Origin of the sequence: Bradyrhizobium sp. LA6.1, from assembly GCF_040547805.1 — a bacterium.
GTDB lineage: Bacteria > Pseudomonadota > Alphaproteobacteria > Rhizobiales > Xanthobacteraceae > Bradyrhizobium > Bradyrhizobium barranii.
Genome location: NZ_JBEPQK010000005.1, coordinates 401,520 through 413,106 on the forward strand (window position 1 = coordinate 401,520; position 11,587 = coordinate 413,106).

13 protein-coding genes are annotated in these 11,587 nt (G+C 64.9%); 9 read left to right on the forward strand and 4 right to left on the reverse strand.

The features are described 5' to 3' along the window. The first annotated feature begins 189 nt into the window (after positions 1-189). Entirely contained in the window at positions 190-954 is a 765-nt protein-coding gene (locus ABIB99_RS15765; protein ID WP_354176499.1) for a 16S rRNA (uracil(1498)-N(3))-methyltransferase, read from the forward strand. A 56-nt stretch (positions 955-1,010) separates the two neighbouring features. Here ABIB99_RS15765 and ABIB99_RS15770 read toward each other — a convergent pair whose 3' ends face one another. Further along, positions 1,011-2,021 (reverse strand): helix-turn-helix domain-containing protein, encoded by a 1,011-nt coding sequence (locus tag ABIB99_RS15770; RefSeq protein WP_354176500.1) that lies wholly within the window; start codon positions 2,019-2,021, stop codon positions 1,011-1,013. Between the two features lie 10 nt (positions 2,022-2,031). Next, on the reverse strand, positions 2,032-2,484 hold the full coding sequence (locus ABIB99_RS15775) for a hypothetical protein (protein WP_223153845.1): 453 nt from the start codon (positions 2,482-2,484) through the stop codon (positions 2,032-2,034). Positions 2,485-2,732: 248 nt separating this feature from the next. Here ABIB99_RS15775 and ABIB99_RS15780 point away from each other — a divergent pair, with 248 nt between their 5' ends. From ABIB99_RS15780 to ABIB99_RS15805, 6 genes are all read left to right on the forward strand, one after another. After that, a complete protein-coding gene (locus ABIB99_RS15780) occupies positions 2,733-2,957 on the forward strand; it encodes a hypothetical protein (protein WP_063986705.1) in 225 nt (74 codons plus the stop codon). 195 nt (positions 2,958-3,152) lie between these two features. Continuing rightward, positions 3,153-4,304: an ATP phosphoribosyltransferase regulatory subunit gene (locus ABIB99_RS15785; protein WP_028157923.1), complete on the forward strand. Its 1,152-nt coding sequence runs from the start codon at positions 3,153-3,155 to the stop codon at positions 4,302-4,304. A 3-nt stretch (positions 4,305-4,307) separates the two neighbouring features. After that, entirely contained in the window at positions 4,308-5,285 is a 978-nt protein-coding gene (gene hisG / locus ABIB99_RS15790) for an ATP phosphoribosyltransferase (RefSeq protein WP_063985620.1), read from the forward strand. 85 nt (positions 5,286-5,370) lie between these two features. Further along, a complete protein-coding gene (locus tag ABIB99_RS15795; RefSeq protein WP_063985621.1) occupies positions 5,371-6,417 on the forward strand; it encodes a glycosyltransferase family 2 protein in 1,047 nt (348 codons plus the stop codon). Further along, complete coding sequence (locus ABIB99_RS15800; RefSeq protein WP_063985622.1) at positions 6,414-7,259, forward strand: ChbG/HpnK family deacetylase; 846 nt, start codon at positions 6,414-6,416, stop codon at positions 7,257-7,259. Before ABIB99_RS15795 ends, ABIB99_RS15800 begins: the two co-directional genes overlap by 4 nt. A gap of 125 nt (positions 7,260-7,384) precedes the next feature. After that, positions 7,385-8,260 (forward strand): DUF2076 domain-containing protein, encoded by an 876-nt coding sequence (locus tag ABIB99_RS15805; protein WP_063985623.1) that lies wholly within the window; start codon positions 7,385-7,387, stop codon positions 8,258-8,260. Positions 8,261-8,333: 73 nt separating this feature from the next. Here the strand turns inward: ABIB99_RS15805 and ABIB99_RS15810 are convergent, their stop codons facing one another. Then, positions 8,334-9,149 carry a L,D-transpeptidase gene (locus ABIB99_RS15810; protein ID WP_063985624.1) on the reverse strand — a complete coding sequence of 272 codons (816 nt, stop codon included), beginning with the start codon at positions 9,147-9,149 and terminating at the stop codon, positions 8,334-8,336. A gap of 314 nt (positions 9,150-9,463) precedes the next feature. Here ABIB99_RS15810 and ABIB99_RS15815 point away from each other — a divergent pair, with 314 nt between their 5' ends. Next, positions 9,464-10,243 carry a protein phosphatase CheZ gene (locus ABIB99_RS15815; RefSeq protein WP_063985625.1) on the forward strand — a complete coding sequence of 260 codons (780 nt, stop codon included), beginning with the start codon at positions 9,464-9,466 and terminating at the stop codon, positions 10,241-10,243. Positions 10,244-10,432: 189 nt separating this feature from the next. Here the strand turns inward: ABIB99_RS15815 and ABIB99_RS15820 are convergent, their stop codons facing one another. Next, a complete protein-coding gene (locus ABIB99_RS15820; protein WP_063985626.1) occupies positions 10,433-10,954 on the reverse strand; it encodes a hypothetical protein in 522 nt (173 codons plus the stop codon). Between the two features lie 329 nt (positions 10,955-11,283). Between ABIB99_RS15820 and ABIB99_RS15825 the strand changes: the two genes are divergently transcribed. Further along, the gene (locus ABIB99_RS15825; protein WP_014491914.1) at positions 11,284-11,580 is read left to right on the forward strand and encodes a co-chaperone GroES; all 297 of its coding nucleotides are present in this window, start codon (positions 11,284-11,286) and stop codon (positions 11,578-11,580) included. The last annotated feature ends 7 nt before the right edge of the window (positions 11,581-11,587 follow it).

Consider the following 11,587-nt stretch of genomic DNA (forward strand, 5'->3'; position numbering starts at 1 on the left):
GCTTACGGGGTGCGGCGTCTTCTCAATTGAAGCGCAACCAGCGTGCTCGCGATTTTACGATTCCCGCCGGCCCTTAACAACCCGTCGAATAGGGCAAGAGCGCGGCGCGCCGACGCACCGATTTGGCAATATTTACCCCCGAAATGGCGTCTTTCGGTTAATAACGGCGGCAAATTGGACCTTTGAACGATGCCCTCCCACGATTTTCGTGCCCCCCGCCTGTTTGTCGATGTCCCCCTTGCCCAGGACGCCAGGGTTCCGCTCGACCGCGACCAGAGCAATTATCTCGGCAATGTGCTGCGGCTTGCCGCCGGGGCCGAGGTTTTGGCGTTCAATGGCCGCGACGGCGAGTGGCAGGCCGCGATCGAAGGCCGCAAGCGGCCGGACGGCCTCGTCATCCTGCAGCAGGCCCGGCCGCAGGACCGGCTCGCTGACCTCACCTACGTCTTTGCCCCGCTCAAGCATGCCCGGCTGGACTACATGGTCCAGAAGGCCATCGAGATGGGCGCCGCCACGCTTCAGCCGGTCCTGACCCGCTTCACCCAGGCCTCCCGGGTCAACACCGAGCGGATGCGCGCCAATGTCGTCGAGGCCGCCGAGCAATGCGGCATCCTCAGCATCGCCACGGTCGCCGAGCCGGTGCCGCTGGACCGGTATCTCAGTCAGCGCCCTGCCGACCGGCTGCTCATCTTCTGCGATGAGGCGGCGGAGGTCCAAAACCCCATTCAGAGCCTGCAAGACGCGCGCGAAGCCGGACATGACCAAGGCAGAATTGGCATCGACGTGCTGATCGGCCCCGAAGGCGGCTTTGCCGAAGAAGAGCGGGCGCTACTGCTACGGCAGCCCAAGATCCTGCGGCTGGCCCTCGGCCCCCGGATCATGCGGGCCGACACGGCCGCGGTGGCGGCGCTGGCGCTGGTGCAGGCGGTGCTGGGCGACTGGAATGGCACCTAACCTAGCCAAGCGAACCTAAGGTCGATTCACGCGCGGCGGCTCGACAGGTTCGCGCTTTAGATGACCTCTCGCTTCGACCGATGCAGGGTCTCGGACGGCAGCTCTCCGAAAGCCGCCCTGTAGCTGGCTGCGAACTCGCTCAGATGCCAGAAGCCATGGCCGATTGCGCAGGCCTTCACACTGCGACGAGCCGGGCCGGTGCGCAGCTGCTTTCGTACCGACCAGAGGCGCAAGACCCGGCTGTAGCGATGAGGGCTCATGCCGCAGATGGCCTGCGTCGCACTCTGGAGGGTCCGAACGGACACGCCCACCCGCTCTGCCAGTTCGGTCGTCTTGTGCCAGATCGCGAGATCGTGGCGGATCAATCGTTCCATCTCTGCGACGATTCGCTGATAGCTGTCCGTCGTGGAGTGCATGGGCCCGCGCTTCACGTTGGACCGAATGGCAGCATCCATTGCGGCGAACAGGGATTGTTCGACCGCCGTTCGCGACGTCGGCTCGTTCAGGAAGTCTGGATCATGTGCCGCGGTTTCAAGCGTCGTGGAAATCGAGCCATGCAGGGAGGCAAGTACGTCCGATGCCGGACTCAGCAAATGATAGCCGTCATCCAGCTGAGACCAGGGCTCGCGCTCGGGCGGGCTGAAATAGGCGACAGCCCACAAACGCCCCGCCGGCTCATAGACCAGGCAATCGGATCTCCCCTTGAGAACGAGTATGGAGCTGCCAATTGATTGCCCGTTGATGCGGGTGGAGGTCACATGGTCCATCGGCACCGCCACCGCGATGGCGTGCGCCAGATCATAACCGCGGATGATCCGCGGGAAGGTCTTCACCAGAGACAGCGTCAGGACCGGCAGGCTGAGCTGGGCACGCTTGATTGCAGTCGCCCCCGCCGACAGCGGCATGCTGGACGCGCCGGCATATCTCTCACTCTCTCCGAAATGATCGATGTCGTACGATCGGAGCTCGAGAGCCGCGGATGGCTTGAGGCCCTGAAACGACAGCAAGCCGTCTAATGCTGTTCTTTGCGTTCCATCGCGAGCAGTATCGAGAAGGCTTTGATCCATATCCTGCCGCTTACTTCGCCTTCCTTGTCGATGCAGCGCCCTTGGGGGCACGCAGATCATCCGGCCCGTTGATGCCGGCGCGCTTGAGATCGCGAAGCAGTTTTGTGAGCAGCAGCATATTAGTCTTCTGCAGTTCGTGATTGTTTCCAAACCTGAATGCGTTCTGCTCGGTCACGATGAGCCCGGCCTTGGTTTCGGCGAGAATCTTTCGTCTCTTAAGTCCCGTCACGCGACGGCGAACCGTCTCGAGCGGCAGGCTGAGGAAGCGAGAGAGCGCCGCGCGGGACACCCCTTGCTTGATCGCATCCGGCTCGACCGCGTGAATGCTGGAGAATCTCTCGTCCAGCGACGGATCGTTCATCACATTGATCACGTTTGCGTTGAGAATCGCATGAACGATCAATAGGTCCAGCGGATCGAATTCGTCGTAGTGCCGGAACAGCTCGCTGATCGAAAACAGCATATAGGCCAGCGTGTGTCGCGAGACCGTCCGGATAGCATCTGATGCATTGCGCATGAATCGAAACCAACATTCACATTGTAAGCGAAGGCAGCAGCGAACGGGTCATCCGCCATACCCAATATGAGTATGCGACGACTTGCCTGTCCTCCTCAATTTCTCAATGTGACGTTGAGCTTGCGGTTGCTGCATTGAGTCGCATGCCCGGACAGGAATCAGCGACGGGCAATGAGGCTGTCGCGCAGGACGACATGGCCATGGACGACGATGTTGCATCGGACAGGCGGCGACGCGAGGAGCTAGGGCTCATCAAGGCATTTCTCGGCATAAGGGACCCGAGCAGGAGGCAGAGAATTCTCGAGCTTGCCGAGGAGCTCGCAGATCACGCCGCGTCCGAAACCGCAGGGATTGCCTTCGCCTCGACCGATGCATCGCTTGGCGATGCGCCCAGAGATCTCCCTGGCCAAACTGAGTGAAAGCCAGGCCCCTCCCGCCCTAGGTATTAAAATACCTAAAATACTTTCTGACAGATCGCTGCGTCCCGCCTCCAAAGCCGTTAAGCGATTGATCCTTTGGAGGTCGAAACCGCTTTCGCGCCATGCTAAGGCCTGCGCCAATTCGCCTCCCTTCTTTCGCCCTGCCCGGTTCCACCGGGACGATGGACCCCTGTTATGACCGCGACTGCCACCTCAAATGCTGCCGGCTCCGCCGCCTGGGCGGACACGCTGCTCTTGTCGTTCGCGCAGGCCGGCTATGTCAGGGCCGAGCCCGCGATCCTGCAACCGGCCGAGCCGTTCCTGGACCTCTCCGGCGAGGACATCCGCAAGAGCCTGTACCTGACGACGGACCTGTCCGGCGAAGAGCTTTGCCTGCGCCCGGACCTGACCATTCCCGTCGCCCGCGACTACCTCACCTCGAGCCGCGCCGGCCAGCCGGCCGGGTTCAGCTATCTCGGCCCGGTGTTCCGCTACCGCAGCGGCCAGGCCAGCGAATTTCTGCAGGCCGGCATCGAATCGTTCGGCCGCCAGGACCGCGCCGCGGCCGACGCCGAGATGCTGGCGCTGGCGCTGGAAGCGACCGCAGCCTTCGGTGTCCGCGATGTCGAGATTCGCACCGGCGACGTGGCGCTGTTCAACGCCCTGCTCGATGCGCTCGACCTCTATCCGGTCTGGCGCCGCCGCCTGGTCAAGGATTTCAACCGCAAGATCAGCCTGGAAAAAGATCTGGAGAAGCTGGCGGCCGCGACCACCGCGACCCGCAGCGAATATGAGGGTGTGCTGGCCGCGCTCGCCGGCTCCGACCGCAAGGCGGCGCTCGCCTTCGTCACCGATCTGATGTCGATCGCCGGCACCACCAATGTCGGGGGCCGCACCACGGCCGAGATCGCCGACCGTTTCCTCGAGCAGTCGACGCTGAAGGGCGGCGCGCTGCCGCGCGAGGCGATCGCCGTGCTCAAGCGCTTCCTGTCGATCGCAGGCAATCCCGACGATGCCGTCGCCGAGCTCCGCGCGCTCACCACGGACGCGAAGCTCGACCTCAGCGCCGCCGTCGACCAGTTCGAAAGCCGGGTCGGCTTCATGGCCGCGCGCGGCATCGACGTGAAGCAGACGCGCTTTTCGACCGCGTTCGGACGCGGCCTCGACTATTACACCGGCTTCGAATTCGAGCTGCATCACAGGGGCAACGGCGCCGAGCCGCTGGTCGCCGGCGGCCGCTATGACGGGCTGATGACCCAGCTCGGATCGGCCGAGCCGATCCCCGCGGTCGGCTTCTCGGTCTGGGTCGACGCGCTGACCCGGATCGGTCGCAAGGTGGGAGCTTAAGTCATGAGCGCGCCATTCGTCCTGGCCGTTCCCTCCAAGGGCCGCCTGCAGGAAAACACCGAGGCGTTCTTCGCCCGCGCCGGGCTCAAGCTGTCGAAGGCCGGCGGCGCGCGCGACTATCGCGGCACGCTCGCGGGCCTCGACAATGTCGAGGTCGCCTATCTCTCGGCGAGCGAGATCGCATCGCAACTGTCGCGCGGCTTCGCGCATCTCGGCGTCACCGGCGAAGACCTGGTGCGCGAGAACATCGCGGATGCCGACAAGCGCGTGTCCCTGATCGACGGGCTCGGCTTCGGCTATGCCGACGTCGTCGTCGCGGTGCCGCAGGCGTGGATCGACGTCCGCACCATGGCCGACCTCGACGACGTCACCACCGGCTTCCGCGAGCAGCATCACATGCGGATGCGGGTCGCGACCAAGTTCATCAACCTCACCCGCACCTTCTTCCAGAGCCACGGCATCACCGATTACCGCATCGTCGAAAGCGCGGGCGCGACCGAAGGCGCGCCGGCGGCCGGCAGCGCCGAGCTGATCGTCGACATCACCACGACCGGCGCGACGCTCGCCGCCAATGGCTTGCGGGTGCTCGACGACGGCGTGATCCTGCGCAGCCAGGCCAATCTGGTCGCCTCGAAGGATGCCGACTGGTCGCCGCAGGCGCGGGAGACCGCGCGCGTCATCCTCGATCACATCGCAGCAAGGGCGCGGGCCAACAAATACCGCGAGGTCCGCACCCGCTTCCAGCAATGCGACGCCGCCCTGCTCGGCGAAGCCCACGAGCGCTTCGGTGTCGAAGCCCCGTTCGGCGGGCCGACCTCGTCGGGCATGCTGACGCTGCACTGTCCGCCGGGTCAGCTCTATGCGCTGGCGAGCTTCCTGCGCGAGCATGGCGCCGAGACCGTCTCGGTGGTTTCGCTCGACTATGTGTTCGACCGGGAGAACCCGCTGTTCGCCAAGCTCGAGGCATTCCTGCGGCAGTGAGCCTCAGGTCCGTTCAGCGTAGCGACAGCAAACGGCAGCTACCATATGCTGTTGAGAACCATGGACGCCTCTGGAACCTTGATCAATGACGCTGGGCTCTGACGTTTCCGGCATGACGACCACCGCGGCCAGTGCCGCCGCGAAGGGGTTGTCGATTGTCGTCCCCGTCTACAACGAGGCGGCGGGCCTCGCCGCCCTGCACCAGCGCATTTGCGATCTCGCCAAGACCTTGCAGCAGCGCTATCGCTTGCGTTGCGAAGTCGTCTATGTCGACGACGGCAGCGCGGACGCGACGCTCTCGATCGCCCGGTCGCTGCCGGCCGACGCGGTCGACGTTCAGGTGGTGTCGCTGTCGCGCAATTTCGGCAAGGAAGCCGCGCTGATGGCCGGCCTCGACCATGCCCGGCTCGGCGCCGTGATGTTCATGGACGGCGACGGCCAGCATCCGCCGGCCCTGGTCGAGCAGCTGGTGCGACACTGGATCGAGGACGGCTATGACGTCGTCTATACCGCCAAGGCGCATCGCGACAACGAGCCCTTCCTGCGCCGCGTCGCCGTGCGCGGGTTCTATTCGCTGATCAATTGGGGCGCGCGCCAGAAGATCCCCGAAGACGCCGGCGACTTCCGCCTGCTGTCGCCGCGCGCGGTCGCAGCGCTCAGGCAGCTGCCGGAGCGCAACCGCTTCTTCAAGGGCCTCGCGAGCTGGATCGGCTTCCGCCAGATCCGCGTCGATTACGAGCCCGCGCCGCGCACCCATGGCGTGACGACCTTCAGCGCCGCGCGCCTGCTCGGTCTTTCGATCGAAGGGGTGACCTCGTTCTCGGTGGCACCGCTGCGCTTCGCCAGCCTGCTCGGCGTGATCCTCGCCGGCGGCGCCTTCCTGTTCGGCCTCTCGATCCTCTGGGAAGTCTGGACCACGGGCAAGCAGGTGCCCGGCTATCCCTCGCTCGTGATCGGCCTGATGACCATCGGCGGCGTGCAGCTCATCATGATCGGCATCGTCGGCGAATATATCGGCAAGATCCTGTCCGAGCTGAAGGCGCGCCCGATCTACTTCGTCGCCGAGCACAGCGAAAAGCATTTCGAGACCGGGAAGGCCGACGACGCCTCGAAGAGGACGGCCGCCGAATGAGCGCGGCCGCGGGCCTGCGGCGGATCTGGCTCTGCGCCGACGATTACGGCATCAGCCCGGGCGTCAATCGGGCCATCCGCGACCTGATCGAACGCGGGCGTCTCAATGCCACCTCGGTGATGATGGTGGGACCGGCGATCGAGCGCGGCGAGATCGAGGCGCTCCAGACGGCGGCGAAAGCGAGCCCGCGCTGCGCGATCGGCTTGCACGTGACATTGTCGGCGCCGTTCCGGCCGCTCACCATGCATTTCCGACCGCTGGACGGCGACATGTTCGTGCCGTTCCCGAAGCTGCTGCGCGCCGGCCTTGCGCGCCGGCTCGACCGCGAATTCTTTCGCAATGAGGTCAAGGCGCAGCTGGCGGCGTTCGCGGAAGCATTCGGGCGCGCGCCCGACTTCGTCGACGGCCACCAGCATGTGCAGCTGTATCCGCAGGTGCGTGACGGCTTTGTCGATGCGGTCAGCGAAGCCGCGCCGAAAGCCTGGGTCCGCCAGGGCGGGCGCGACCTGCCGCTCGTGCAGCGGCTGGCCTCACCAAAAGCCATGGTGCTCGATATCCTGAGCGCGCAATTCCGCCGCCGCGCCGCCAGCGCCGGCCTCGGCTTCAATCCCGGCTTTGCCGGCGCCTATGATTTTACGCGCGAGGCCGATTTCGGCGCGCTGATGCGGCAGTTTCTGGAAGGCCTCCCCGATGGCGGCCTCGTGATGTGCCACCCCGGCTTCGTCGACGATGTCCTCACCGGCCTCGATCCGATGACCGACGTCCGCGAACGCGAGCATGCTTATCTTTCAGGCGATGGGTTTGCGCGCCTGCTGGCCGACAGCGGCGTCACGCTGGGGTGAAACCGGCGGAAAGCAAGCCGCTGGGCAGCTTGTCGCATACCGAAATTTAATCCGGCCGGCACTGTTGGGGCCACAATGGAACCCTACATCTGCCTCGCGCTTGGTTTGAGCGAGGGAGACTGATCATGACGCCGCAGGAACGCCAGCTCGTCGACGAGCTTTTCGACCGGCTTTCGAAACTGGAAAATGCACCGCGGGATCCCGACGCGATCGCCGCGATCTCCGACGGGCTGCGCAAGGCGCCCGGCGCGGTCTACGCACTGGTGCAGACCACGCTATTGCAGGACGAAGCGCTGAAGCGTGCTCATAACCGCATCCAGGAGCTGGAAGCGGCCCATGCGCCCGAGCAGGCGCAGTCCGGCGGCTTCCTCGATACCATGCGCGACTCGCTGTTCGGCGGAGGCCCCTCGCGCGGCTCGGTTCCGAACGTGCCGCCGCGTGACGCGCGGCCGGTCTGGAACACCGGTCAGGCGATGCCGCAGACGCAGCCCGGTTACGGCGCGCCGCCTCCTTATGGACAGGCCTACGGCCAAGGCCCAGGTCAAGGTCCCGGTCAAGCTCCGGGTCAGGGCTATGGCGCTCCGCCGATGGGCGGTGGCGGCGGCTCGTTCCTCGGCACCGCGGCGGCAGCCGCGGCCGGCGTCGTCGGCGGCTCGCTGCTGCTCTCCAGCATCCGCGGCATGATGGGCGGATCGCACCAGCAGGCCTTCGGCGACACCAACGCGCTCGGCGACCGCAGCGCTGGTGGAAGTCCCTGGGGCGGCAGCGACCAGTCCGGCGGCTCGCTCGCGCGCGATGCCGGTCTCAACGACATCGGCTCCAACCGCGACCGCGACGACGGTTCCCGCCAGGGCTTCACCGACCAGGCGTCGAACGACCGGGACAACAACAACAACGATCAGAACTACGACGACAACGACCACGACAACGGCAATATGGACGTAGCCGACGACGACAGCGATTTCGGCGGCGGAGACGATGGCGGCAGCGACTACGCGTGAGGCTGCCCGATCAGCGCGACAAACAAAAACGGCCGCCCGGGAGGCGGCCGTTTTCATGTCGAGCGTCAGACGATCACATCACCACGACCTTGGTGCCGACATTGACGCGGCCGTAGAGGTCGATGACGTCCTCGTTACGCATGCGGATGCAGCCTGAGGAGACGTTGGTGCCGATGGTCCAGGGCTCGTTGGAGCCGTGGATGCGGTAGAGCGTCGAGCCAAGATACATCGCCCGCGCGCCCAGCGGGTTTTCCGGGCCGCCTTCCATGTGCCGCGGCAGGTCGGGCCGGCGCGCGATCATTTCCGCCGGCGGCGTCCAGTCCGGCCATTCGCGCTTGGCCGTGATCGACTTCACGCCGGACCAGGTGAAGCCGGGACGGCCGACGCCGATGCCGTAGCGCATCGCCCGGCCGTTGCCCTCGATCAGATAGAGGAACTTGTTCGGCGTATCGACCACGATGGTGCCGGCAGTTTCCTTGCCGCTATAGTCGACGGATTGCTTCTCGAATCTCGGATCGAACGGACGCTGGCGCGGATCGACCGCCTCCTGCTGGAGACCTGCGCCTTGCTGATATCCACCCTGCATCTGCGGCTCGCCCATCGGTGGCAGGCGGCGCTGGTCGTAATAGCCGGGCTGCTGCTGATAAACCGGCTGCTGCGGCGCGTAGGCCGGGCCGCGGCCGGGACCGTCACCGAACAGGAACTCGATGAAGCCGCCGCCCATATTCGCATTGGAGGCGACACGCACCGGCGCCGGCTGCACCTGCGGCTGGTAGAGCACCGCGGGCGGATCGTTCGGCACACTATTGTCGAAGGCGCTGGCGCTGTTCGCGCCGGCAATGAAGGTGCAAGCGCTGCCGAGCAGCGCGACAGACATTTTCTTGAACATCGACGTACTCTGTACTGTTTCGTCTAGATCCCATGCGTCGTGCAGAGCCGATGGCTGACCGGCGACCGCGACGTGGTCAATAAAGAGCAAAAGCCGTTTTGTTTGGTAAACGTATCAGCCGTTTCGATTCACCACGTCGTGAGCGAGGGTGCAATTTGGCGATCAGCGTTTATTTTCCATGAACGCCGCAGGCCCATGGTTAATCGCTTCTTTTCGCGCCGTCGCGTGCGGCCGCGCAACAGTTCCCGCTGTGAACCTCGTGTTAAATTGCTTCTGTCTACAAAGACGCGTGAGTGAGGTGGGGGGAGTTCCTGATGGCTATTCACCGCAAACGTTTTCGTGTCGAGGAGGCTATTGTCGGCGAGATGCCCAGCCCCGAAATGATTGAGGAGGCTGCGCCGATGCATAACGAGATCATGGCGGAGCTGCGTGCGATCCGCGCACAGATGGCGAAGGGCACCGTGCCCTTGTCCGGCAGCGCGGCCATGGCGGCGATCGACGCTTCCACCGCCCACGAGCTCTCCGAAGCTCGTACCATGCTCGATACTTACCGGGCGCAGATCGAGCAGTGCGAGAAGCTGAAGGTCGAGCTCGACCTCATCCACGACGCCATCGACCGCACCAAGCGCGAGATCGCGACGCTGCACGGCAAGAGCTTCGACGGCGGCGAGATGGCCAAGGTCAATGGCGAGCTCGGCGCGGTCGTCGGCGGCACCGAGCAGGCGACCCAGCAGATCCTCGAAGCCGCCGAATCGATCGACCAGGCGGCCAGCGCGATGTCCAAGGTGCAATCGGCCGACCAGCAGAAGCGGCTCGCCGACGACATCCAGGAACGCGTCATCTCGATCTTCGAAGCCTGCAACTTCCAGGACCTGACCGGCCAGCGCATCAGCAAGGTCATGACCACGATGAAGTTCATCGAGCAGCACATCAATGCGATGATGGAGATCTGGGGCGGCGTCGACGCGATCAAGGCCCATGTGCCCGCGCCGGCCGACACCCGCAGCGACGACGAAAAGCTCCTCAACGGCCCCAAGCTCGCCGGCGACGTCGGCCACGCCTCGCAGGACGACATCGACGCGCTGTTCGACTGATCGGGCGCGGCATTACGGAAAAACAAAACGCCGGCGAGAGCCGGCGTTTTTGTTTTTGGGGCCATCCCCTCCACTGTCATCGCCCGGCCTTGACCGGGCGATCCAGTATTCCAGAGGCGGCGGTGATTGAGCCGAGAGGCCGCGGCGTACTGGATGCCCCGGTCAAGCCGGGGCATGACGAAGGAGAAACTACGCCCTTGGCGCGCAGCGGACGTAGACCATGTTGCCGTAGCGGGTGGCGGCGTCCTTGTCGATGAAGCGGGTGATCAGGACGCGGCCGTCGAAGGAGACGATCTCGCGGTCCTGCTCGCCGGGGGTGGGACCCGCCGGGCCGATGTAGTTCTTGCCGCTGGGCGAGCCCTTCAGCCGCAGCTCCTGCGGCGTCGCCTGGTCGGCGAGATGCATGATCACGCCGCCGGAGGAACCGGCGGTGATCACGTAGGGATTCTTGCACTGCGCCCGGGCCGCGGCCTCGGTGCGGGCGCGGTCGGCCGGGTTCTGGAACGAGGCGAGACCCCAGCGGCCGACGATCTCGTCGGCGCGGATGCTCGCCGGCATTTCCGGGCCGGTGCCGGGCTCAGCCTCGGGCGGCGGCGAAGACGACGAGAACGACGGCAGGCTCATACCGCCGCCGCAGGCGCCAAGCAGCAGCGCCAGGCAGGAGGCGGCCGCCAGATTGGCAACCGTGCGTGCGTGAGCTGACCTGATCATGACATTCCCCCGAGCAAACCGTCCCCCAAATGAGACCCCGACCGCATCCCTCCTGCAGCCAAGCGCAAAACCGCTGTCGGAGCAATGACGTCCTTTATACGCCAGCGCGACCAATAAGTTTCTCTAGACACGATCCTATATCCGCCTCACCAATCGCTTAACCACCCTTGCTTGACAGGATCGCGGCCAAGCCATATTTCCGGGCGCACTATTAGCACTCGGAAAGCCCGATTGCTAAGCGCGCCGTTCGATCCTCGGCAAGAGGGTGGACGGACGCCGCCCCTACCCACTTCCATTCCTTCCGAAGCGAGCCTCCAAAGGGAAACGTCATGGCTAAATCCAAATTTCGTCCGCTGCATGACCGTGTCGTGGTCAAACGTATCGACGCCGAGGAAAAGACCAAGGGCGGCATCATCATTCCGGACACCGCCAAGGAAAAGCCGTCCCAGGGCGAGGTCGTCGCCGTCGGCCCCGGCGGCCGCGACGAGGCCGGCAAGCTGATCCCGATCGACCTCAAGGTCGGCGACCGCGTGCTGTTCGGCAAGTGGTCGGGCACCGAGGTCAAGATCGACAACGAAGAGCTCCTGATCATGAAGGAGTCGGACATCATGGGCGTCATGGCCTAAGGCCGTC